General features: G+C 36.2%; 20 protein-coding genes and 1 tRNA gene. 11 read left to right on the top strand and 10 right to left on the bottom strand.

Annotated elements, in window-relative coordinates; translation table 11 throughout:
* Positions 1–30: 30 nt before the first annotated feature.
* The 6 genes from surE to AO058_RS18220 all read left to right on the top strand — a co-directional run bounded on the left by surE (position 31) and on the right by AO058_RS18220 (position 4,926).
* Positions 31–813, top strand: a complete 783-nt coding sequence (gene surE, locus AO058_RS07290; RefSeq protein WP_075325851.1) for a 5'/3'-nucleotidase SurE — start codon at positions 31–33, stop codon at positions 811–813.
* Positions 806–1,087 carry a hypothetical protein gene (locus tag AO058_RS07285; protein ID WP_075325850.1) on the top strand — a complete coding sequence of 94 codons (282 nt, stop codon included), beginning with the start codon at positions 806–808 and terminating at the stop codon, positions 1,085–1,087. The genes surE and AO058_RS07285 overlap by 8 nt, the downstream gene beginning before the upstream one ends.
* 85 nt (positions 1,088–1,172) lie before the next feature.
* Positions 1,173–2,288: a lipid-A-disaccharide synthase gene (gene lpxB / locus AO058_RS07280; protein WP_075325849.1), complete on the top strand. Its 1,116-nt coding sequence runs from the start codon at positions 1,173–1,175 to the stop codon at positions 2,286–2,288.
* 3 nt (positions 2,289–2,291) lie between these two features.
* Positions 2,292–2,831: a C40 family peptidase gene (locus tag AO058_RS07275; protein ID WP_075325848.1), complete on the top strand. Its 540-nt coding sequence runs from the start codon at positions 2,292–2,294 to the stop codon at positions 2,829–2,831.
* A 48-nt stretch (positions 2,832–2,879) separates the two neighbouring features.
* Positions 2,880–4,607, top strand: a complete 1,728-nt coding sequence (locus AO058_RS07270; RefSeq protein WP_083634143.1) for a ComEC/Rec2 family competence protein — start codon at positions 2,880–2,882, stop codon at positions 4,605–4,607.
* On the top strand, positions 4,570–4,926 hold the full coding sequence (locus AO058_RS18220) for a hypothetical protein (RefSeq protein ID WP_083634142.1): 357 nt from the start codon (positions 4,570–4,572) through the stop codon (positions 4,924–4,926). Before AO058_RS07270 ends, AO058_RS18220 begins: the two co-directional genes overlap by 38 nt.
* Before the next feature lie 80 nt (positions 4,927–5,006).
* Here the strand turns inward: AO058_RS18220 and AO058_RS07265 are convergent, their stop codons facing one another.
* The 3 genes from AO058_RS07265 to AO058_RS07255 form a co-directional block, all read right to left on the bottom strand.
* Entirely contained in the window at positions 5,007–5,546 is a 540-nt protein-coding gene (locus tag AO058_RS07265; protein ID WP_075325847.1) for a thioredoxin family protein, read from the bottom strand.
* 75 nt (positions 5,547–5,621) lie between these two features.
* Entirely contained in the window at positions 5,622–7,538 is a 1,917-nt protein-coding gene (locus tag AO058_RS07260) for a peptide MFS transporter (protein ID WP_075325846.1), read from the bottom strand.
* 5 nt (positions 7,539–7,543) lie between these two features.
* Entirely contained in the window at positions 7,544–9,715 is a 2,172-nt protein-coding gene (locus AO058_RS07255) for a S9 family peptidase (RefSeq protein ID WP_075325845.1), read from the bottom strand.
* A 180-nt stretch (positions 9,716–9,895) separates the two neighbouring features.
* Here AO058_RS07255 and AO058_RS07250 point away from each other — a divergent pair, with 180 nt between their 5' ends.
* Positions 9,896–11,215 (top strand): hydroxymethylglutaryl-CoA reductase, degradative, encoded by a 1,320-nt coding sequence (locus AO058_RS07250; RefSeq protein WP_075325844.1) that lies wholly within the window; start codon positions 9,896–9,898, stop codon positions 11,213–11,215.
* Positions 11,212–12,129: a GYDIA family GHMP kinase gene (locus tag AO058_RS07245; protein ID WP_075325843.1), complete on the top strand. Its 918-nt coding sequence runs from the start codon at positions 11,212–11,214 to the stop codon at positions 12,127–12,129. The genes AO058_RS07250 and AO058_RS07245 overlap by 4 nt, the downstream gene beginning before the upstream one ends.
* Positions 12,130–12,250: 121 nt before the next feature.
* Here the strand turns inward: AO058_RS07245 and AO058_RS07240 are convergent, their stop codons facing one another.
* The 7 genes from AO058_RS07240 to AO058_RS07210 all read right to left on the bottom strand — a co-directional run bounded on the left by AO058_RS07240 (position 12,251) and on the right by AO058_RS07210 (position 19,897).
* Complete coding sequence (locus AO058_RS07240; RefSeq protein ID WP_075325842.1) at positions 12,251–14,371, bottom strand: peptidylprolyl isomerase; 2,121 nt, start codon at positions 14,369–14,371, stop codon at positions 12,251–12,253.
* 96 nt (positions 14,372–14,467) lie between these two features.
* Entirely contained in the window at positions 14,468–15,757 is a 1,290-nt protein-coding gene (locus AO058_RS07235; RefSeq protein ID WP_075325841.1) for a hemolysin family protein, read from the bottom strand.
* Positions 15,757–15,954 (bottom strand): hypothetical protein, encoded by a 198-nt coding sequence (locus AO058_RS07230; protein WP_075325840.1) that lies wholly within the window; start codon positions 15,952–15,954, stop codon positions 15,757–15,759. The genes AO058_RS07235 and AO058_RS07230 overlap by 1 nt, the downstream gene beginning before the upstream one ends.
* On the bottom strand, positions 15,947–16,519 hold the full coding sequence (gene lptC, locus AO058_RS07225) for an LPS export ABC transporter periplasmic protein LptC (protein WP_075325839.1): 573 nt from the start codon (positions 16,517–16,519) through the stop codon (positions 15,947–15,949). Before lptC ends, AO058_RS07230 begins: the two co-directional genes overlap by 8 nt.
* Before the next feature lies 1 nt (position 16,520).
* On the bottom strand, positions 16,521–17,894 hold the full coding sequence (locus AO058_RS07220; RefSeq protein ID WP_075325838.1) for a tetratricopeptide repeat protein: 1,374 nt from the start codon (positions 17,892–17,894) through the stop codon (positions 16,521–16,523).
* Between the two features lie 21 nt (positions 17,895–17,915).
* Positions 17,916–19,169, bottom strand: coding sequence for a hypothetical protein (locus AO058_RS07215; RefSeq protein WP_075325837.1), 1,254 nt, complete (start codon positions 19,167–19,169; stop codon positions 17,916–17,918).
* Entirely contained in the window at positions 19,166–19,897 is a 732-nt protein-coding gene (locus AO058_RS07210) for a type III pantothenate kinase (protein WP_075325836.1), read from the bottom strand. Before AO058_RS07210 ends, AO058_RS07215 begins: the two co-directional genes overlap by 4 nt.
* 107 nt (positions 19,898–20,004) lie before the next feature.
* Here AO058_RS07210 and AO058_RS07205 point away from each other — a divergent pair.
* From AO058_RS07205 to AO058_RS07195, 3 genes are all read left to right on the top strand, one after another.
* Positions 20,005–20,077: transfer RNA gene (locus tag AO058_RS07205), tRNA-Phe, on the top strand.
* Between the two features lie 524 nt (positions 20,078–20,601).
* Positions 20,602–22,524 carry a tetratricopeptide repeat-containing sensor histidine kinase gene (locus tag AO058_RS07200; RefSeq protein ID WP_075325835.1) on the top strand — a complete coding sequence of 641 codons (1,923 nt, stop codon included), beginning with the start codon at positions 20,602–20,604 and terminating at the stop codon, positions 22,522–22,524.
* Positions 22,525–22,532: 8 nt separating this feature from the next.
* The gene (locus AO058_RS07195) at positions 22,533–23,198 is read left to right on the top strand and encodes a response regulator (RefSeq protein ID WP_075325834.1); all 666 of its coding nucleotides are present in this window, start codon (positions 22,533–22,535) and stop codon (positions 23,196–23,198) included.
* Positions 23,199–23,318 lie beyond the last annotated feature (120 nt).

Below are 23,318 nucleotides of genomic sequence, written 5' to 3'. Positions count from 1 at the left end.
TACTATTTTAGCTCCTATAAAAAATAGGCTATGACAAAGAAAAAACCATTAATACTGGTTACTAATGACGATGGTATTACCGCTCCCGGAATAAGGACTTTAATTGAGGTAATGAAAGAACTGGGTGATGTAGTAGTAGTGGCACCAGATAGCCCACAAAGCGGAATGGGACACGCTATAACCATTAGCGATACTTTATTTTGCGAACAGGTTACTATTAAGGAAAATTATAAGCATAAAGAATACAGCTGCTCGGGCACTCCCGCAGACTGTGTGAAAATTGCTACCCAGGAAATCTTGCACAGGAAACCAGATCTTTGTGTAAGCGGAATTAACCATGGTTCAAATTCTTCTATAAACGTAATTTATTCGGGGACTATGAGTGCTGCTGTAGAAGCTGGTGTAGAAGGAATTCCCGCTATTGGATTTTCATTATTAGATTACTCGTTAAATGCCGATTTTGAACCTGCCAGGAAATATGTAAAAGCCATTACCAGAAATGTTATTAAAAACGGACTTCCAAAAGGGGTAGTTTTAAATGTAAATATTCCAAAACTTCCCGCTTCAGAAATTAAAGGAATGAAAGTTTGCCGGCAGGCCAACGCACAATGGGAAGAAGAATTTGATAAAAGAACCAATCCGCAGGGACGTGAATATTACTGGCTTACGGGGAAATTTGTGAATAAAGATAAAGGCGAAGACACCGATGAATGGGCGCTTGAAAAAGGGTATGTATCGGTAGTTCCCGTACAATTTGATCTCACGGCCCATCACTTTTTAGACGATTTAAATAATTGGGAACTTAATGATTAAGCAAAATATTTTTATAGGATTCTTAACCGGAATTTCTGCCAATATTGGTGGCATTTTTCTTTATATCCTACTTTTTTCAGAAATGGGAATAGACGAAACGCTAGACGATGCAATTGCTGAAGGTTATATTGGCAAGCTCATTGCTCTGGGAGCTATTTTAAATTTTCTACCCTTTTTCGTCTTCCTTAGAAAAAAACAAATTTATCACGCAAGAGGTGTACTTTTGGCTAGTATTATTGCAGCAATTACTATTTTCATTTCAAAAATAGTTTAAATGAAATCAGCTGCTACTGAACCCGAAAATTGGTAATAATTATAAGTTTGTGTTCAATGCCAAAACTGGGATAAATTTTATAAATATGAAATATTACATAATAGCAGGAGAAGCTTCTGGAGATCTTCACGCTTCTAATCTAATGCGCGCGTTAAAACAAACCGATCCCGAAGCTGAATTTAGGTTTTGGGGTGGTGATCTTATGCAGGCGCAGGGAGGTGAACTGGTAAAACATTATCGGGAACTTGCTTTTATGGGTTTTGCCGAAGTACTTTTTAACTTAAAAACCATTTTAAGTAATATTTCGTTTTGCAAAAAAGATATTAGCGCTTTTAATCCAGACGCCATTATTTTTATAGATTATCCCGGCTTCAATTTAAGAATTGCTAAATGGGCAAAAAAGGAGGGTTACCAGACACATTTCTACATTTCTCCGCAAATTTGGGCCTGGAAAGAAAACCGAATTCAGGCAATAAAGCGCGATATAGATTATATGTACGTAATCCTGCCTTTTGAAAAAGAATTTTATGAAGAAAAACATAATTTCCCCGTTCATTTTGTAGGCCACCCGCTTATTGATGCCATTGGCCAAAAAGATCTTCCCGATGTAAAGGCAGTAAAAGAAGAATATCAATTAGACGATAGGCCAATAATTGCAGTATTACCCGGAAGCCGAAAACAGGAAATTTCAAAAATGCTGGAGGTTATGTTAAGTATTACCCCAAATTTCCCTGAATATCAATTTGTAATTGCCGGTGCTCCCAGCCAGGATGCAGAGTTCTACGCTCCCTTTATTAAGCAAAAAAATATAAAATTAATAATGAACAGAACTTACGATATACTTAGCCTCTCGCACGCTGCTATGGTAACCTCGGGCACGGCAACCTTAGAAACCGCATTATTTAAAATTCCTGAAGTGGTTTGCTATAAAGGCAACTATATTTCTTACCAAATTGCTCGCCGAATAGTAAACCTTGATTATATTTCTTTGGTAAATCTTATTATGAAACGGGAGGTTGTAAAAGAATTAATTCAGGACGATTTTAATACGAAAACGCTAAAAAAAGAGTTTAAGAAAATACTGGACGAAGAAAATCGTAAGAGAATCTTTAAAGATTATTTTGAACTGGAGAGAAAACTGGGCGGAAAAGGCGCCAGCGAGAAAACAGCTCAACTTATTGTAGAAGCGATTAAAAATTGAACTATGCAGAAAGTTTTTAAGTCACTTTTTTTAGGCTTTTTTATCCTAAGCCTTATTTCCTGCGGAAGCTCACGCTCCAAGATTATTACCACTAAAAGTGATGATAATCGTTCTGAAAGAGTTTCTGATTCAAGAAATACTGAAATTGAACCTGCAAACAAAAAAGTTTATAACATCATATCTAAAGCCAAAAGTTTTGAAGGCACGCGCTATAAGTATGGCGGCACTACCAAACGAGGAATGGATTGCTCCGGACTCATATTTACAGCGTTTTTAGAAGAAGATATCGCTGTTCCCAGAACTTCCCGCGCCATGTCTTTAGAAGGCGAACGGCTTTATATAAAAGAGGTAACCCCCGGCGATTTATTGTTTTTTGAAACCAACAAAAACAGAAAAGTAATTAACCACGTTGGTTTAGTAGTAGAAAAGGAACGGGACAATATTTATTTTATCCACTCCTCCACCTCTCGCGGAGTTATTATTTCTTCACTTTCAGAACCTTATTGGAATGATACTTTTGTAATGGCTCGCCGAATTTTATAATTTTTAGTATCTTCAAAAGTAACTGCCGCCCTACAAAAAACAATAGGGATGCAATTTTTGAATTTCACCATAATTAAACTTTCTCTATTCCTATTCCTGGGAATAATCACCGGATTTTCATTTAAAATTCCCGGCACTGCTTTTTTTACATTTTTTGGTTGTTTATTTCTTCTTTTCATTGCAGGTTTTGTAAGGGCACGTAAACAAATATTTGATGATGTTTTCTTCGGAATAATTACCTGGAGTTTAATTTTCACCCTGGGAGTTGCAACAGCTTTTCTTCACCAGCCCAATAACCAGGCAAATCATTATATACATCTTGAAGATTCTGAAGCTGGAATAATGCAAATTCGCATTACCGAAAGTCTTAAACCAAACCTTTACAACGAACCCTATCTCGCTGAAGTTGAAAAGATTTTTTCTACAGAAAATTCAAGGGCAGTAAAAGGAAAGATTCTATTGAGTATTTCAAAAGATTCAATAAATAAAGAATTGGTCCCGGGAATGATACTACTTGTTCCTTATAAACTAAAAAATATTGCCGAACCGCTAAATCCATATCGCTTCAATTACCGAAACTATATGCAGAAACAACGGGTAGAAAAGCAGTTACAAGTTGGCGATTCTGAAATAAAGATTATAAACGAAAAGGAAGAATCTGCGGTTAGTTATGCCTCGAAATTGAGAGAAAAAATTATTAAAAAACTCCCTGAAACCAAAATAGAAAAAAATGAGCTTGCAATAATACAGGCTTTATTGCTGGGGCAAAGACAGGATATTTCAAAGGAAATCTACGAAGAATATGCCGCCGCGGGTGCCATTCACAATCTAGCGGTTTCGGGACTTCACGTGGGGATTATTTTACTCATTTTAAACTGGCTTTTTAAACCCTTCAATTACTTCAAAAACGGATTAATATTCAAAACCATTCTTTTAATAATATTGATGTGGGGCTTTGCAATTTTGGCCGGGCTTTCGCCATCAGTGGTTCGAGCCGTAACGATGTTTTCTTTTATCGCTATCGGGATGCAAATGCGGCGAAAAACCAGTGTTTTAAACAGTTTATTTATTTCGCTGTTTATTTTACTGCTTGTAAATCCCTATTTCATATTTCAGGTGGGTTTTCAACTGAGTTATCTTGCGGTTTTTGCAATTGTTACCATTCAGCCTAAATTATTTAAGCTCTGGCAACCAAAATTTAAAATCACAAAGTACTTCTGGGGATTATTAAGCGTGAGTATAGCAGCGCAAATTGGAGTTTTACCTTTAAGTTTATTTTATTTTCATCAGTTTCCGGGCTTATTTTTCCTTTCCAATTTGGTTGTGCTACCGGTACTGGGAATTATTTTAGGACTGAGCATTTTGGTAATTCTACTTTCTTTACTGAATTTACTGCCAAATTTTATCGCTGAAACTTATGGAAAACTCATCAGTTTAATGAATCAATTTATATCCTGGGTGGCGGGAAAAGAAGAGTTTGTGTTTACCGATATTCACTTTAATATTTGGCAAAACCTCAGTGCCTATTTATTGATTATCTCTTTTATTCTTTTACTCTATCAAAAAAGCTTCAGAAATCTTGTTTTCTTTCTCTGCGGAATTCTAATATTTCAAAACAGCATGCTCTATAGCAAAATGCAGAATTCAACTTCAGAAAGTATAGTATTTCATAAGCCGAGAAAAACTATGATAGGTATTCAAAAAGATAAAAAGCTAATTTTATATCATAATTTAGCTAATGAAATTCAAGAGGAAAATCCGTTTAAAAGATTATAAAACCGGACGGAATATCAATCAAATTGAAGAAAAGCAAATCCAGAATATTTTAGCATTTTCTGAAACTATGGTTTTAATTGTCGATAGCACTAGAGTTTACAAGTTAAACAATTTTAAGCCTGACCTGGTGTTACTTCGGAATTCTCCTAAAATCAATTTAGAACGGCTAATTGGATGTTTAAATCCAAAAATAATTGTTGCCGACGGAAGCAACTACCATAGTTATGTATCCCGTTGGGTAGAAACCGCCAAAAAACAAAAAACCCGTTTTCACCATACAGGTAAAAACGGGGCTTTTCGCATCTCTACTGAACCATAAGGCCCACTATCAACTAACACTTAAATTTTACTCGGTAATCGAGACTTAAAACGATGTGAAAGTCTCGGAAGCGAAATATTTTACTCAAAAGAACCTTCAAAATTCTCCTGGTAATCTGCAAAAGCTTCTTTTGAAGTCATTTTTTTATATTCATCTTCCGCAAAGAGTTTTAAATAAAGCTCCAACTGTTGTGGAGTTCTATACCCTGGAATAGGAGCAATTAAATTGGCTTCTTCATCAAAGAAAACAAGGCTTGGATAGCCGGTAATCTTTAAAGCCCTTGCCAATTGATGAGGAGAATTTCTTCTTGTCTTCTTTTCAGGATCGTATTGCGGATTTTTAAATAGCTGACCTTTAAAATCAATTTCCTCAGGCCCTTCAGCATTAAACTTTACCGGGTAATAATTTTCATTTACAAACTCGATTACATCGTAATTGGTAAATGTATTTTTATCTAACATTTTACAGGGGCCGCACCATACGGTATAGGCATCCATAAATATCTTTTTTGGTTCTTTTTCCTGTGCTGCCAGTGCCTCGTTCATACTCATCCAGTTAATCTCCTGAGCTTGACTATTAATTCCTATAAACAGAAAAAATATGGTAATTATTCTAATCATGTATCGCTTTTAGATTGTTTGTAAAACAAAAAACGTTCCTAAAATTAAAGAACGTTTTTTGTTTCAAATACTGTTTTAAGAATTTTTCTTATCCCTTTCTGTGTCTGCAATTTCATATTGCTCCTGCTCCAGCATTTCCCGCTCGTTGTCTTCAGCACCGTGCGTTAATCGCTTTAAAGGTTTCAACATAAAAATCACAATTAGTCCAAATACGGTTGTGAATATAGTAATTCCAATAAAAGTTCTGAATTCCAACTGGGTTTGAACTTCTTCGATCACAAAATCTCCGTAATATCCAACTTTATCTTCCTCCTGCCTAAAATTAAGCATTACATGATAGGGATCCTGGGCGGTTACACCCTCTTCTTTGAGGTTTGCTATGATCTCAGACTTTTGATCTTTATTCTCAAAATTCATAAGCCCCAATACCGGTGCCTTAGTTTCCATATTAGTTACCGCAAGCTCATTATTGTCCAGGTAAACAAAACCATTAAACGTAAAGTCGTTTTTATTTTGAAGTATGGTATCGTTTAATTGTAATCTATTAGCTACATCACTGCCTTCTGTGCTCAATTGAACGGTAGCGGGTTCTCCCTGGGAGAATTCACCAATAAGTCCCGCCATTTTATTTCCAAGTCCTGTAGCAGCAAAATAAACCCCCATCATAAGAGAGGCATATTTTACCGGTGCCAGCTTAGTAATAAAAGAAAGCGCTACCGGAGAAGAACATAATTCTCCAATGGTATGCAGCAAGTAAGCAAGCACTAACCAATACATAGCCGATTTACTTTCAAAAGCGGTATATTCTTTTGCAGCTATGGCCATAAATAGAAAGCCAAGCCCCATAATAATCACCCCTGTAGCCATTTTAAAGATTGAAGAAGCTTCTTTGTTCTTCAATTTTCTTTTAGCCCAGAAATTTGCAACTATTACTCCAAAAATAATGATAAACATGGCATTTAAGGACTGAAACCAGGTGGCTGGCACTTCATTTCCAATTAGTGGTAAGCTAAACGAAAGTGTTCTATCAGTTTTATCGGCCGCGTAAATATTCATTAATCCTCCAGCTTGCTCAAAAGCTCCCCAGAAAACAACTACAAGTAAAAATGATAAGATCATTACTACATACCTGTCTTTCATAACTTGCGTAGTAAGATCTTTGTACACCATAAGCATCAAAGCGATTACAAGTGTTAAGAATATATACAGCAGTCCAAACGGAACGGACATCATAATAAGAACATATATGGAACCTATCATTAAAATTGAAGTAATAGCAAGTTGTAGTGGAGACTTTAATAGTTCACTAAACATATTGCTAAGAGAGGCTCCTTCACTACGTTCAACCTTAGATAATAGGTTTCCAACATTCAGCAAATATTTTTGTCCCCATAAGTAAACTATGAGTCCAAATGCCATAGCAATACCGGCAAGACCAAAACCATAGTGCCAGCCAATATTTTCACCAACATAACCAACAATTAAACTGGAAAGAAAAGCACCAAGGTTAATCCCAATATAAAAGATGGTAAAACCTTTATCTCTTCTTATATCGCCGGGTTTATATAAACCTCCAACCATTGTTGAGATATTTGGTTTCAGCATTCCAACTCCAATAATAATTAAAGCTAGTCCGCTATAAAATGCCCACATTTCTTCTACAGCCAAAATACCGTGACCAGCTACCAGGATTATTCCTCCCCAGAGAACTGTTTTCTTTTGGCCCAGAAGTTTATCTGCTATAATTCCCCCGGGAATGGAGGCTACATAAACAAGCATAGTATACCAACCATAAAGGGCAATAGCTTCTCCACCTGTCCATCCAAGACCTGCGTTTCCACCGGTTGTGGCACTTACTAGATATAAAACCAGAATAGCACGCATTCCATAATAGGAAAAGCGTTCCCACATTTCGGTGAAAAATAAAATATAAAGTCCTACCGGATGCCCAAAAAGTTCTTTTTGAGGCGCTCTGTTTGTTACTGTTGCCATTTAGATTATAGTTTTTCTTTTATAAAATCGGTCATCATTGTGTATAGATGTAACCTTGTATTTCCGCCGTAAATTCCGTGGTTTCTATCTGGATAAATAGCCCAGTCAAATTGCTTATTAGCCTGTACTAGAGCTTCCACCATTCTCATGGTATTTTGAAGGTGTACATTATCGTCTCCCCCACCGTGAATTAAAAGATAATCTCCTTTTAATTTTTCTGCGTGGTTTATAGGTGAATTCTCATCATACCCTGAAGGGTTTTCCTGAGGCGTAGTCATATATCTTTCTGTATAGATGGTATCGTAAAATCTCCAGCTAATTACCGGTGCTACAGCTATTGCCATAGAGAAAGTATCGTTTCCTTTTAAAATGGCGTTAGAAGACATAAAACCTCCATAACTCCAGCCCCAAATTCCAATTCGGTTTTCATCTATATAATCTCTTGCGCCAAGTTTTTGGGCAGCGGCAATTTGATCTTCAACTTCATATTTACCCAATTCATTTTGAGTAACCTTTTTAAAGTCTGCACCTTTAAATCCTGTACCACGCCCATCTACGGTTGCTATAATATATCCCTCGTTAGCGAGTAGCTGATACCAGTAATCGTTTGTGCCGAAGTAAGAATTTGAAACCGACTGTGAACCTGGCCCTGAATATTGAAACATTAATAATGGATATTCTTTATTCTCGTCAAAATCGTTTGGCTTAATCATCCACATATTAAGCTCATTACCATTCACCTCAATAGTGCTTAGTTCTTTTGGAGCGAAATTATAAGCGGCTTCTTTTTCCAGTAAAGCCGAATTATCTTTAATCTTTCTTACCAGTTTACCGTTTTTCGCATTATGTAAGGTGAACTCATAAGGAGTTTCGGTGCTTGTGTAAGAATTGATGAAATAGGTATAGTCTGCGCTAAAATCTCCGCTATTCATTCCTTCTTTTTCAGTTAAACGGGTTTTGTTTTTACCGTTAATCTTTATAGAATATACATCGCGATTAACGCTTCCGTTTTCTGTACTTTGATAAAAGATCTTCTTAGAATCTTTATCGTAACCATAATAGTCAGTTACTTCCCAGTTTCCTTCGGTAACCTGTTTTTCTAGCTCACCATCTTCATCATACAGATAAATATGGTTCCAACCGTCCTTTTCGCTAGTCCAAATAAAACTGTTGTCTTCAAGAAAAGTAAGGTTGTTAGTGATATCTATATAAGCTTCATCAGTCTCATTCATCACCACTTCAGCTTCATTATCTTCAGCATCTACGAAAATAAGATCCAGATTATTTTGGTGCCTGTTTAAAACCTGTACGCTTAAAATATCAGGATCCTGCGTCCATTTAATTCTTGGAATATAAAAATCTTCATAATCTCCAAGTTCAACTTTTTCACTTTCTTTAGCAGCTAATTCATAAGTATAAAGGGATACTTCAGAATTTGTTTCTCCGGCTTTAGGATATTTAAAAACCTGCTGACTTGGGTAAAGATCCTGCCCAAAAATATCCATTGAAAATTCAGGAACTTCGGTTTCATCAAACTTAAGGTAAGCTAAATGAGTTCCGGTTTTATTCCAATCGAAAGCTCTTACAAAAGCAAATTCTTCTTCATACACCCAATCGGTAACTCCATTTATCAGCTTGTTTTTCTCACCATCTGTAGTCACCTGGGTTTCTTCGCCAGTAGCGATATCGTAAGTGTAAATATTATTTTCAAAAACGTAAGCTACTTTAGAAGCATCTGGAGAAAAAGTTGGCTCCTGAACTTTATTATCGCTTAATTTGGTAAGCGTTTTATCTTCTACATCATAGATATAATAAATTCCGCGAGAAGAACGGCGGTAAATTTGCTCCATATTGGTAGAAAGCAAAATCTTATCTTCCTTTTCACTAAGCTCAAATCCCTGGAAACCTGAAATTTCACTAAGATCTTTACTATTTAAGAGGCTTCTAACTTTCTCGCCACTTTTATAAGAATACACATCTATGCTCGTGGTATTTGCCTCGCGATCGCGATTTAAAACCAGGTATTCTTTACCATTATCTAAAGATTGTAGGGATTGTAAACGTTCCTGTCTAAAGGTGCCGTCGTAGATTTCTTCGAGGCTAATTTCCTTATCCTGCGCGTAAATTGTTGAGGTTGCCGCTATTAACAACCCAACCAGTATTTTGGAGAACTTCATAAAATTTATAGAATGAATTTTGATTGCCAAGTTTACTAAATTTTCAGCAAAAAAAGTAGGATTTGAGTGTTAAATACTAAGGATTTGTTAAAGAAATATTCCCCCGTATTTTCTAAAAACCTAAAACCTGCTTCCCTTAAATAACAATTGTATCTTTGCGATCTATAAATTAGCTTGAAAATGATAAAACCTATCAGCGGATTTTCCAAACTTACAAAGAAGGAAAAAATAGACTGGTTGGCTGAAACCTACCTGAAAGACCGCCCCGAAGATGTTGCTATTCTTAGACAATACTGGAACGAAGATTCCAGGTTACAACAACTTCACGACGAATTTACCGAAAATACCCTTTCAAATTTCTACCTGCCTTTTGGCCTGGCGCCTAATTTCCTGATTAACGGAGATTTGCTCGCAATTCCTATGGCTATTGAAGAAAGCTCGGTAATCGCAGCGGCGAGTAAAGCCGCTAAATTCTGGAGAACCCGAGGCGGATTTAAAGCTGAAGTAATTGATACCAAAAAAATAGGCCAGGTTCATTTTAATTTCTTTGGAAATAAGGAAAAACTAAAACAGTTCTTTCAAGCCACCAAACCTAAACTTTTGGAAGCGGTAAAACCTATTACCCGTAATATGGAAAAACGCGGCGGTGGAGTTTTAGATATAAAATTGAGAGATAAAACTGCTGAAATCACTAATTATCATCAGCTGCATTGCGAGTTTGAAACTAAAGATTCCATGGGAGCGAATTTTATAAATTCCTGCCTGGAAAAATTCGCAGAAGTTTTTGAAAATGAAGCTCAGCAATATGAAGATTTTTCTTTGGAAGAAAGGAATATTGAAATTATAATGAGCATTCTTTCTAACTATGTGCCGGAATGTTTAGTGAGAGCTGAAGTTTCCTGCCCGGTAGAAGAGCTCAATGAAAACAAAGATTTAAACGCCGAAGATTTCGCAAAGAAATTTATACAGGCCGTGAATATTGCCGAAGTAGAACCTTATCGTGCGGTGACCCATAATAAAGGAATTATGAATGGGATTGATGCTGTAGTTTTGGCTACCGGAAACGATTTTAGAGCTGTAGAAGCCGGTATTCACGCTTATGCCTCACGTAAAGGAAAATACTCAAGTTTAACTCACGCCAGTATTGAAAATGGTATTTTTAAATTCTGGATTGAAATTCCTTTAGCACTTGGAACTGTTGGCGGATTAACAAGTTTACATCCCTTAGTAAAACTTGCTTTAGATATTTTACAGCAGCCTACCGCCAGGGAATTGATGAAAGTTGTAGCCGTTGCCGGCCTGGCACAAAACTTTGCGGCAATTAATTCTCTTACTACTACCGGAATTCAGCAAGGCCATATGAAAATGCATTTAATGAATATTTTAAATCAACATAAAGCTACTGAAGCCGAGAAGAAAATCCTTATTCAATACTTCACTAACAATACGGTGACCCATAGCAGCGTGGTAGAAGAATTAAAAAAATTACGAAATTCATGAAAGAGTTTTACAGTAACGGAAAACTTTTAATCACAGGAGAATATGCTGTTTTGGACGGTGCAAAAGCACTGGCCATACCCACAAAATTTGGTCAGTCGCTGGAAGTAAAAACTTCTGAAGGCAAGAATATTGAATGGAATAGTTTTGATGAAAACGAAAAACTCTGGTTTCAGGGCGAGTTTGGTTTTAAAAATGGAGAAATTGAACTAATTCAGGGCGAAGAAAATATCGGAAAGAAACTTGTACAAATACTGAATGTTGCACACCAATTAAACCCTAAAATATTTTCAGAAGAAAAAATAGGGATTGAGATTACCACCCGATTGAATTTTAATAGAAACTGGGGTTTAGGGACGTCTTCAACTTTAATTAACAACATTGCTTCCTGGTTTGAAATCGATGCCTACAAGCTGCTTAAAAACACTTTTGGAGGCAGTGGGTATGATATCGCTGCGGCGCAAAACAATCAACCGGTAACTTATCAAATTACTGAAAATGGCCCTTCGGTTTTAAAGGCTAATTTTTATCCTGAATTTGCAGAAAATATTTTTTTTGTTTACTTAAATGAGAAAAAAAATAGCCGCGAGGCTATCGCACATTATAAAGCGCTACCCGAAGCAAATAAAACCGGACTTACAGAAAAAATTTCCTCGCTTACCGAGCAATTTATAAACTGCAGCAGTCTTACCGAATTTGATCTTTTAATTAATATTCACGAGACATTACTTTCAAAAGCTTTGCAAACTCCAAAAGTAAAACAGGAGCGCTTTCCAGATTTCCTGGGAGTTGTTAAAAGCCTTGGTGGATGGGGCGGGGACTTTGTAATGGTTACCGGTAAAAGAGAAGAAGTTTTTAAATATTTCAACCATAAAGGTTTCTCTACTATTTTCGCTTTTGAAGATATTGTTCTGTAAAAACCGACTTTAAAAGACCTTAAACTCTCGAATTTTCTTCGGGAAATTTGTTCAAAAACAATTATACATAAAAAAGCCCCGGTAAAATTTACCAGGGCTTTATATTTAATGGCTTATTCTACTAATAGAATCTAGCTCTATTATCTTCAATATCTGCTTTTTTACGCAAGGCCTCAAAAAGTCTTTGGGACGCGTTTTGTCTTCTGCTGGTAGTTTCCTGTTCGGCAATTCCGCGGTAAGAATTCATAGCAGGAGCTTCATTTTTACTTTCAAGCTCTACTACATAAACTCCTTTTTCTCCGGCAATTGGATTACTTACAGATCCGGGCTCTAAAGCGAAAACCGAACCTACAACTTCAGGCTCTCTTCCTGCTCCCGGTAAAGTTGGGCTTGAAAGGTTTACAGCATTGGCCGTTTGTACCATAGTATTGTTGGTAGAAGCAATTTCCTGAAGATCCTTGCTATTAATTTTCTCTTTAAGGATTTCAGCTTTCTTTTGCTTAGTAAGAATAGGAATTACTTTAGACGAAGCGTTTTCAGCCGTCATCAATCCTTCTTTATTCTTAGCAGTAAGTTGCGCCACAACATATCCTGAAGGAATATCAAAACGTCTTATGTCTCCAACGCTTGCATCATCTTCAAAAGCCCATTGCACAATTCTTCTTTGGTTTCCTACACCAGGAATGTTTTCATCCAGGGCTTTCACATTATTAACGGTTCTCACGTTATAATTGCCCTCTTTAGCAACTTCTGTGAAATCTCCTTCACCTGCCGCGATTTCAAACTTAGTAGTTTCGTTGAACAGGTTGTTTCTGGAACGTTCTGAAGCCTCTAACTCTCTCGCGATAGTCGCAATTTTTACTGCTTTTTCTCTTTCGGTTTGCTCTTCAATATGAATAACGTGGTAACCAAAATCGGTTTCTACAACACCAACATCTCCAGCATTATTTTCAAATACATAGCTGTCAAATTCTGGCACCATAGTTCCAGGACCAAAATATCCAAGATCTCCTCCGTCTTCGCTATTCGAACGGTCTGAAGAGAATTCAGCAGCCAGCTCAGCAAACTTTTCTTTGTTTCCTCTTATCACATTTACAAGACTATCGGCTAAAGCTTCAGCTTCTTCTTTACTCCTGGTAACATCTGGAGCAAACTGTTGCCCCTGGTAAGCTACAAGAATATGACTTGCTTTTGTTGAATCTGGAATTTGCTTTGTTTCAACTAATTTTGAAATTTTGAAATATCCATTATGCTGATATGGTCCAAAAGTTTCTCCTTCTTCTAAATTAAAAAGCTCATCGGCAAATTCTGAAGGTAATTCGTTTTTAAACATAAACCTGTCCTGGTAAGGAAGGTCTGAATTTGATTCTACGAAATCTTCGTAATCCTGAGTATTATTGAAACCTGGAAGTGTATCGTTACTGCTGGTTACCGCATTATATTCTACACGGCTGTCCAGTAAAGAAGTTAAAGCATCTTCAGCTTCCTGCACATCTTCATTTGAAGCTTTTTCTTCAAAATAAACATATCTAATATTTCTTGAAGCTTCGGTTTCAAATTGTGACGGATTTTCTTTTATATAATTTCTAATTTCATCTTTATTTACCTCAACTTCCTCATCTGGAATAGAAGAATAAGGCAATTGTACAAAGCGAAGGTCTACGCTGTTATTCTCAAATCGATAAGCTTGCTCGGCCTCGGTAAGTGTTGCACCAATTCCTGCAGTTACCATAGAGAAATACATATTCTGGCGGGCCATATCGCCCATATTGCTCTCCATTTGCAACCACTGCTCGTAAGCTTGAGGCTGAGTAGATCTAATGCTGGCAATATATTCACGTACACGGTTCTCATCAAACATCCCGGCTTCGTTTCTAAAAGCAGGATTATTCCCCATTTGCATACGCATTACTTCTCTAATTTGAGCTTTACCGGCTCTTATACCAAGCTTTTCCATTTCTTCTTTAAGAATGGTTTCACGAAGGGTTTGTTCCCAAACCTGGTTTACTGCCTGGGCAGTGCTAGCATTGGAGCCCATGTTACGCTGGTAAGCTTCTACCTGCCGGGCAAAATCTTCCCTACTCACCTCTTCATCATTAATAGTTGCGATGGTATTCTGGTCTTTTTGCGAAGAAAAACCGCCGTTACGAATCACATCTGCAAGCACAAAAGAAAAAAGTGCCAATGCAATGATGATGATTAAGAAAACAGAACGTTGTCTGATTTTATTTAATACTGCCATTTGTAGTTGTTATTTTATCGAAATATAGTGGGCGAAAATAATGTTTTTAACCTAATTATAAAACTTATAATTAGCAAAATATTAACTAATCGCTAATTAATCTGCGGGTTTTATTTTTAACTCTACCAATTCTATTTTGGTATTGGAAACTTCCAGGATTTTAAATGAAAAATTATCCACCTCTAATTCTTCGTTTTGCTGCGGAATTTCTTCGGTGTGATTCACAATATAACCTCCAAGGGTTTCATAATTTTCTCCTTCAGGAATACTGAATTTATAGTTTTCATTTAGATAATCTACTTCTAAACGGGCTGAAAATTTATAATGATTTTCTCCTAAATCTTCTTCGGTAAGTACAACGGGATCATGCTCGTCTTCAATTTCACCAAAAAGTTCTTCTACTATATCTTCTACAGTAATCATCCCGCTTGTACCACCGTACTCATCTATAACCACGGCTATACTTTTTCGTTTTTTAGTAAGATTATTTAATACATCTTTTACCCACATGGTTTCGGGAACAAAAACCACCGGTAACAATATAGATTTTATAGATTCGGGCTTTTTAAAAAGTTCGAAGGAGTGAACATAACCAATTACATCGTCTATGGTTTCGTTATAAATTAGGAGTTTGGAAAGCCCGGTTTCGGTAAAAGTATTTACAAGATCTTTTGGCGCCTGGTGTTGGTCTACCGCAATGATTTCGGTTCTTGGCACCATCACCTCCCGCGCTCTAATATCTGAAAACTGAAGTGCATTTTGAAAGATCTGGATTTCAGAATCTACTTCATCATCATCTTCTACGGTTTCCATCTGCTCGTTTATAAAATTTCCCAGCTCAACTTTGCTAAAAGCGAGTTGTACCTCGTCTCCTTCGGTTTTAAAAAATCTTTTTAGAATAACATCAGAAATCCATATTACGAAAGAGGAAATAAAGCTAAAAACCAGGTAAAAAATATAAGCCGGCACTGCGAAAAACTTCAACATGGTATTTGCGTAGATTTGAAAAAACACCTTTGGAAGAAACTCGGCAGTAAGCAAAATTACGAGTGTAGAAATTACGGTTTGGGTAAATAAGTTTAGATCTACGATAAGATATTCTAGAAAAGCGTTATTTACAGGTTGGAGCCCTTCAAGCCAAATCATAAGTAAATCTCCCATAAAAAAACCGTACACCACCAGGGCAATATTATTCCCTACCAGCATGGTAGCGATAAATTTTGAAGGTTTTTTGGTCAATCTTTTTAGAATGGTCGCCAGAAAATCGTTTTGGCGCTTTTCTATTTCTATATAGATTTTATTTGAAGAAATATAAGCGATTTCCATCCCGGAAAAGAAAGCAGATAAAATTAAGGAAAGGACAATGATAAGAATTTCAACTTCCATTATTCCTGCTTGTTACGCTCTTCTATTTTTCGTCTAAATCTTCTTTTAAAGAAGAACATAAAGATAGATATTACCACGAAAAAGATGAATAAATATGCCCTACTACGCTCGGTATTCCAAATGCGAATACTCTCGTACAGAAAGAAAACCGCTATAAACAAATAAGCGTATTCAAAGTATTTAAAATATTTACTCATCTGATTTATTGTCTTTTATAATTTGCACTCCCACATTAGTTCTGGAGCGAAAATTACCGAAATTTTGATTAGCATCAAAACCCTCCCCTTCGTTAAGCGCTCCATTTGGAAATTTAATGGTATTAGGTTTATCGGTAAAAATCCAGTTAATATTTTGATCCCAGAACAACTGTGAAGCTTCCAGCCGCATACTATCGGCTGTAAAGATCACCACATTTCCCTGTAAATCTATAAGGTTGGTACCATCGTAAATAATTCCGTAGTCTGAAGTAACCGTACTTTTCTCGTTATTTTCGTCAAAAATCTCCAGTTCCAAACCTTCGGGAAATTCGCGGTAAGGAAATTCTTTGTTTGTAAAATCCATCATCCTAGGGCTTTTTAAATTAGCCACCATCCTACCAGAATCGGTATACTTTAGATTAATACCTTCGGCAATAGCTTGCGGTGCATCACCCTCAATTTCCAGAGCCCTAATCTCATTAAGATTACCCTGGCATGAAAAAAGCATTGTCACGCCGGTTAGCGTGACAATGCCTGTTATTATTTCCTTATATGTTAATCTCATATTACATTTGTGGGATACGCACGGTCTCCCCAATCCAACATCCTATTTGTATTGCTTCACCCGCACTTCTTCCGCCTTGAAATACATCAGATTTTTGAGGTGCTCTACCTCTGTAAGCAGTAGCAGTTTGATTTGCATTAGATGCAATAGAAGGGTCTACCCTTGCAGCTCTGGCAGCATAATCTGCAGCCAACCAGTAAACAGCTCTTTTATCAAAAGTAGTTTCACCACAATTGTTAGCACTTTGAGCAATCATATTCGAAATTTGTAAATATGCATTCCCTAAAGATGGCTTAGCTTCCAGTGCTTTTCTATAGTAATTTCTAGCTTGAGAAAAGCTACCTCTTTCTTTATAGTTAGTAGCAATTCTATAGTAAATTCTAGCCTGGTCGTTAGGATCTTCTTCTAACTCTGCAGCTTCGTTATAGTACTCTAAAGCTTTAGCCCTATCGCCATCGGCTTCAGCTAACTGACCTAGAGAGTAAGCAGAGTTTGCAGAAGGCTCTAACTGGTGTAATGCTTCAGAAACCTGGAAGAATAATGGATCTTCAGTACAATCTTTAGCAGATAATCTCGCGTTAGCATTCTGCAACCATGAAACATCAGATTTCTTAGCTTCAAAATCTTTTTTGTAAAGAGGAATTAAATTATCACAATCTGCTCTAGCACCTAATTTAGCATTAATACTTCCTTTTACAAGGTTGTAGTTTTTCAGGTTAATCTCAGCATATTCAATTTGCTTCTTCTCTTTTGAAGTAAGTTCTTCACCTTCCTCCTGCTTTTTTAATAAAGGAGCCAATCTTTCTGCAGCATCATTTTCTTCTTCTTCAATCTTCTCCATTACTTTATCGTAATTATCAAAAACATCCTGAAGTTCTCTATCTCCTGCATCTTGCATTTCTACCATTAGATCAAAATAAGCATACAAACCTTTTGGGCTGGTAAAGTTCTCTCGATCTTCGGTATACACTTTATCAAAAGCGTTATATAATTCTTCTTTAGTACCTATTTTATTGTCATATCTTAACTGAGCGATATCAGAATAGATTTTTCCTTTAGAAGTTTTATTTGGAAACAATTCCAAACGTTCTTCCCAAAGGCTAATAAGCTCTTCTATATATTGTTCTTTTTCGGCACCTTCAGCGTTCTCAATTTTATAGTTAAGAGCACGTTCACCATATTGAAAAGTAGCCAAACTATATTTTGGACACTCTTCTCTTACTTTCATTAAAGGTTCGTAAGCGGCCTCATAATTCTTGGCTTTGGCATCGTCATAAGCCAGGGCAGCCATTGTTGCACAATCATTAGACTGTGCGCTTAGAACACTTGAACCTAAAACGGCTCCCGTAATTAATGCTATAAATCTCGCTTTCATTTTCTTGTTTTATTATTGTGGTTAATTAAATTTTCTTCTTTCAAACCATCTCCTGGCTTCGGTAAGGGAAAGCCCTACTGAAAGCCTGAAGAAATCTTCCTGAATTAAACCTGAATCTGTGGTACCGCGCTGTCCATACTCAAATCCAAGGTTTATATTAGAAAATCCTGGTCCTACAGGTAGTCCAACTCCAAAAGTGATGCCAAACTCATTAATGTCCTGGTTATTGATATTTAAACCTGTTTCTTCAAACCTGAATCCTGCACGGTATACAATACGATTAAAATAGTTGGTGATTGAATTATATTGTGGAATAAAATACCCACCAAACTTATACTGGGCCGCATTTGCAAAATTTGCATTTGCACCGCCAGCACCATTTACACTTAAAAATGAATTATCATCTGTACTTACATATTCCCCACCAAAGAACCATTTATTGGGCCTTCCCAATCCTAAACCAATTGTGTATTTAGCGGGCAGGGTTAACTCTGAGTCTGCTACATTTAGATCGCGTTCCTCTACTACAGACTCTCCCCCGTTTGGCGAAAAAGCAATAGTGGCTAATTGTCTGGAATTTTCAGCATCTATAGTTGTAGTTGGTGAATACGTTGCCGCTGCGTGTAGTTTAAGTCCGTTTTTTAATCGCTGTTGAAAATCGGCACCAAAATTATAGCTAAAACCCAGTAAATCTGACCTGCTTACATCACGAGAACCTAATTGAACCTCATCTCTAATAAGCGTTCTACGATTTTGAAGGTTTCCGAAGTTATAATTAACATCTAGCCCAAAGCTTAAAGAAGGAATTACCTGATATCCTGCCGAAAGAAAAACTTTATTCATCCCGCCACGACCTTCCAGCCTGCTAGCCACATCTTCCCGAATATCCAGAATTTGATATCCTACCGAGGTATAAGGTAAAACGCCAAAAGCAAAACCTAAATTTCCTCCTACCGGTATACCAATTGCTAAATAATCTAAAGAAGAAACTTTTGCTTTATCTTCTGCAGCATCTGAGTTTAAGGTTAATTGCTCGTGGGAACCTCCCAGGGCGTAAGTTGTTCTTCTTAATCTACCATAGCCTGCAGGGTTTCTAAGGTTAAGGTGAATACTATCTGAAAACATACTTAAGCCACCCATAGATCTGTTTTCTACAGTTCCTTTAAAAGTGTTAAGGCCAATTCCGTAGTAAGAATAGGGTGAAGATACATTCTCCTGAGCTGTAGCAACAACTGTAAAAAAAACAGCTACGATTACTATAAATCGTTTAATCATTGAGTCTTGTTAAATTCTAAAATGTAGTTTAATCCCTCTAAAAGAAAATTCGGGTTGGCAAATATGCCATTTTTTACCCGCTTTGACAAAATTTGACTATCCCCTCCTGTTAAAATAATTGTTAAATATTTATAATCAGCCTTGTACCGATCAATTATTCCATCAAGCTCGGCTGCTACACCGTTTAATACTCCAGATAGAATACTATTTTTAGTAGAATCACCAATTAATGTAATATTTTCTTCCAATTTAACTAACGGAAGTTTGGCGGTAAAATTATGAAGGGCTTTTAGTCGCATTTGTAAACCCGGCGAAATAGCGCCACCTAAATATTCATTTTTATCGTTTTTAAAATCAAAAGTAATACAGGTACCTGCATCTATAATTAGAAGGTTTTTGTTTTGATATTTTAAAGAACCGGCTGCCACAAGTGCTAAACGGTCTTTCCCTAAAGTTTGAGGAGAGGCATAATTATTTTTAAACGGAAGCCTGGTATTTTCTCCCAGAACAAAAAGTTTAGTCTCTCTTTTCAGTATTTTTTCGATCTCAAAAGTATCTTTTATCACTGAAGAAAGCATTGAAAAAGCTATTTGCGGGTAGTCTTTTTTTATTTTCTGAAAATTCTCTGAAAAATTTTCAAATGGAAACACATAAGACCTCAAAAATTTAGCATCCTGAAATACAGCACTTTTTACGGCAGAATTACCAATATCAATAATTAAATTCATAATAATTAGTTGTGCCAGCTAAATTACAAAAGCATTTTTTTAAATTTTCCTTTGCGAGATTATAAAAATGAATATATATTTGCACCCGCTTACAACAATAAGCAACTGGTGCCTTAGCTCAGTTGGTAGAGCAAAGGACTGAAAATCCTTGTGTCCCTGGTTCGATTCCTGGAGGCACCACCTTAAAAGCCCGATACACATAGTGTTTTCGGGCTTTTTTAATTTTAGTCTCGGTTGTTTCCTAAAATTCTAAAATTCCCTAAAAATAAAAAAGCCTCTTTCCGAATACACGGAAAAAAGCTTCTCATTGGTTAGCCAAATCCACACAACATAGGATATTACTAGCTAACTACACGCCCTGAATTAACAAGGCAAACAACACAACTTAATTTTAATACTAAAGTTCAATTATCCTCTTTAGTACTGGGTTTTAAAACCCAAATTTATTTTTATAAGTAAACACTTAATTCATTTACTAATGTTTATCTCTTTTAAAAATAGCCGGAGGGTTTAAAAGAGGGCTGGCAAATATACAATTTCTTCTTTCTATTAAACAAATAAAAAAATTCTCTGTTTATTTTTGTGAAAATTCCAATTTTTCTATCTGTTCAAATTCGGAATTTCCGGATTACTTATTTTATATTTTTAAAAATTAAATATTTGATTTCAGCCCTGGGCCGTAAGCTTTTCATAATTTTGAGCATATGAAGCACTATTACTGCTTATTTTTAAGTCTGGCCATTTTACTCTTAGGCTGCCAAAATAAAGAGGTGGATACCCAGGAGAATAAACATCCGGCAGATTCAGTTTCTTATTTCCTTGAAAAAGCCCAAGCCACCGATTCTATTCCGCGGAAAATATTTCTTTTGAATGAAGGGCTCCAAAAAGTTCAACAAAAATCTGATACTTTATTGCCTTTATTGCTAGACTATAAAATTTATTATCACAACCGATTAAAAGAATATGACAGCGCCCTCTTTTTTGCCGATAGCCTTGAGCGTGTTGCAAATTTTCAAAAAGACACAAACTGGATTGCCCTGTCTTTCTACCGAAAAGCGGTTGTTAATCGGTATTTGGAAAATCAGGAAGGAGTTTTTAAAAACGCGTTCGAATCCCGAAAAAGATATTTTCAAATAGGAGATAGTATTAAAGCTGCACGCAGAACTCTCGAAATAGCCGTTGCTCAAGGTCGAATGCAAGATTATACCGGCAGCCAGGAATCGGCTACAGAAGCTTTACGCTATCTTAACAAAGAAAAAGATGCCCAATATCTCAGTAGTGCTTATAATATAATTGCTATTGCGTATCGCAACCAGGGTTTTTATAAAGATGCTTTAAAAGAATATCAAAATGCACTTCACTATGCCACAAACCTGGAAGATAGTCTCACATACCAAAATAATATTGCATTGGTTTATGAGGATCAGGAAGATTATGAAAAAGCAGAGTTTATTTTTGAAAAGATTCTTTCCAAAGTTTCAGAACAGGACTATAAATCTAGAGCGCGCTACCTTGATAACTTCGCTTTTAATAAATGGTTACAGGATTCAGAAAAGGATATTTCATCAGAATTATTACTGGCGCTACGGTGGCGTAAAGAACAAAATGATAATACAGGCATCACAGCAAGCTATGAGAATTTAGCGCAGTTTTATGAGAATCGAGATAAAATAAAAGCTATAGATTATGCTAAAAAATGGTTAGAAACCGGTAAGAAAAACAATAAGCTTCAAGCACAAATAGATGCACTAAAAAGGCTTATTAACTTAAATTCCGATAAAGGTGATGAAACAAATTACGTTTCGGAATATATTCGGTTAAACGATAGTTTGAACAAATTAAATTTACAGGCAAAAAATATTTTTGCCAAAATTAAGTTCGACGAAGAAAGGAAACAGCAGCAAATATCAGGTTTAGAAGCTTCTGCAGCAGTACAAGCAGTGGAAAACCAGGAAATAAAACTAAGAAATTACATGCTGCTCTTTTTTGCCATTTTAGTAATTGGGATAGCTATTTTTATCATTTATTATAATAGGCAAAAGCACAAAAAAGAAAAAATAAGAGAAATTTATAATACTGAAACCCGAATTTCAAAGGTAATTCACGACGAACTAGCGAACGATGTTTATAATGTAATGAGCAGCATGGAGACTATAGCTCCAAATGAAACGATGGATAAACTGGAGCAAATCTACAACCGCACAAGAAATATCTCCAGGGAGAATAGCAATATCACCACCGGTGCCGGATATCTAAACCATCTAATTGCATCGCTCTCCAGCATTTGTCCTGAAAATACACGGCTAATTATAAGCGGAGAAAAGAATATTATCTGGAGTAAGATTAAAGCCGAAAAAAAACTTATAATCTACAGGGTATTACAGGAAATAATGGTGAATATGAAGAAACACAGCAACGCCAGTCTTGTTGCTTTGATTTTTAATGAAGAAGAAAAAAAGCTTAAAATAGATTATTCAGATAATGGGAAAGGGAGTTCTATGCAAGCTATCAAAACCGGAAATGGTTTGCAAAATGTGGAAAACCGTATTTTTTCCATAAATGGAAAACTTACTTTTGAAACTGAAAAAGGAAAAGGATTAAAAATTATAATCTGTATTCCGCTATAGATTTTCTTATGTTTAAAAAGATCCTTGTTGCAGAAGATATGGATAGTATTAACCAGGCTGTTTCCCTTGTTTTAAAAGATCTGGGAATTACAGAAGTTGTTCATGTTCAATATTGTGACCAGGCGTGGTTAAAGGCAAAAAGAGCTATCCAGGACAACAATCACTTTGATTTACTTATTTGCGACCTCTCTTTTAAACAGGATTATAGAGATGAAAAAATAACTTCGGGCCAGGAGCTTATTTCAATCTTAAAAAACGAAGACCCCAACCTAAAGGTTATTGTAAACTCTATTGAAGATCATCCTCAAACCGTTCGTGATTTATGGAATTCCGGTAATATTGATGCTTATGTTTGTAAAGACCGTAACGGACTTAAAGATCTGAAGGAAGCGATTAAAGCTGTAAGTAAAAACAAAAAATACAATTCTCCTTCTATTGAAAAAGCCCTAAAACAGAAAAACCTGCTTAGCCTTAACGAATTTGAGATAAGTATTGTAAAGTATCTTTCCAACGGTTACACTCAGGATGAAATTGAAAGAGAGTTGAAGAAAAAAAATATTAAACCCAGCAGTAGAAGCGCTATAGAAAAGCGTTTAAAAGAGCTACGCGAAGAATTTAAAGCAAACACCAATCCTCATCTCATTGGGATAATGAAAGACCTTAAATTGATTTAAAAGAATCTCTCTTTATAAAAAAGCATAGGATAATTTAAAATACTCCCTACTTTCCAAAAGATTCCCCCACTCCACAAGCTTATTTCAAATAAAAAACCATCCGGTGCACGTTGCTACCAG

Origin of the sequence: Salegentibacter sp. T436 (genome assembly GCF_001932675.1) — a bacterium.
GTDB lineage: Bacteria > Bacteroidota > Bacteroidia > Flavobacteriales > Flavobacteriaceae > Salegentibacter > Salegentibacter agarivorans.
The sequence above is the reverse complement of the archived record's forward strand: the minus strand, read 5'-3'. Positions and strand labels throughout refer to the sequence as shown.

Coding starts and splice junctions, on each gene's coding strand:
- AO058_RS07210 (WP_075325836.1), bottom strand. CDS start 19,897: ATGAATTTAATTATTGATATTGGTAATTCTGCCGTAAAAAGTGCTGTA.
- AO058_RS07255 (WP_075325845.1), bottom strand. CDS start 9,715: ATGAAGTTCTCCAAAATACTGGTTGGGTTGTTAATAGCGGCAACCTCA.
- AO058_RS07275 (WP_075325848.1), top strand. CDS start 2,292: ATGCAGAAAGTTTTTAAGTCACTTTTTTTAGGCTTTTTTATCCTAAGC.
- AO058_RS07230 (WP_075325840.1), bottom strand. CDS start 15,954: ATGAGTAAATATTTTAAATACTTTGAATACGCTTATTTGTTTATAGCG.
- AO058_RS07250 (WP_075325844.1), top strand. CDS start 9,896: ATGATAAAACCTATCAGCGGATTTTCCAAACTTACAAAGAAGGAAAAA.
- AO058_RS07195 (WP_075325834.1), top strand. CDS start 22,533: ATGTTTAAAAAGATCCTTGTTGCAGAAGATATGGATAGTATTAACCAG.
- AO058_RS07270 (WP_083634143.1), top strand. CDS start 2,880: ATGCAATTTTTGAATTTCACCATAATTAAACTTTCTCTATTCCTATTC.
- AO058_RS07285 (WP_075325850.1), top strand. CDS start 806: ATGATTAAGCAAAATATTTTTATAGGATTCTTAACCGGAATTTCTGCC.
- surE (WP_075325851.1), top strand. CDS start 31: ATGACAAAGAAAAAACCATTAATACTGGTTACTAATGACGATGGTATT.
- AO058_RS07200 (WP_075325835.1), top strand. CDS start 20,602: ATGAAGCACTATTACTGCTTATTTTTAAGTCTGGCCATTTTACTCTTA.
- AO058_RS07260 (WP_075325846.1), bottom strand. CDS start 7,538: ATGGCAACAGTAACAAACAGAGCGCCTCAAAAAGAACTTTTTGGGCAT.
- AO058_RS07215 (WP_075325837.1), bottom strand. CDS start 19,169: ATGATTAAACGATTTATAGTAATCGTAGCTGTTTTTTTTACAGTTGTT.
- AO058_RS07240 (WP_075325842.1), bottom strand. CDS start 14,371: ATGGCAGTATTAAATAAAATCAGACAACGTTCTGTTTTCTTAATCATC.
- AO058_RS18220 (WP_083634142.1), top strand. CDS start 4,570: ATGAAATTCAAGAGGAAAATCCGTTTAAAAGATTATAAAACCGGACGG.
- lptC (WP_075325839.1), bottom strand. CDS start 16,519: ATGAGATTAACATATAAGGAAATAATAACAGGCATTGTCACGCTAACC.
- AO058_RS07245 (WP_075325843.1), top strand. CDS start 11,212: ATGAAAGAGTTTTACAGTAACGGAAAACTTTTAATCACAGGAGAATAT.
- lpxB (WP_075325849.1), top strand. CDS start 1,173: ATGAAATATTACATAATAGCAGGAGAAGCTTCTGGAGATCTTCACGCT.
- AO058_RS07220 (WP_075325838.1), bottom strand. CDS start 17,894: ATGAAAGCGAGATTTATAGCATTAATTACGGGAGCCGTTTTAGGTTCA.
- AO058_RS07265 (WP_075325847.1), bottom strand. CDS start 5,546: ATGATTAGAATAATTACCATATTTTTTCTGTTTATAGGAATTAATAGT.
- AO058_RS07235 (WP_075325841.1), bottom strand. CDS start 15,757: ATGGAAGTTGAAATTCTTATCATTGTCCTTTCCTTAATTTTATCTGCT.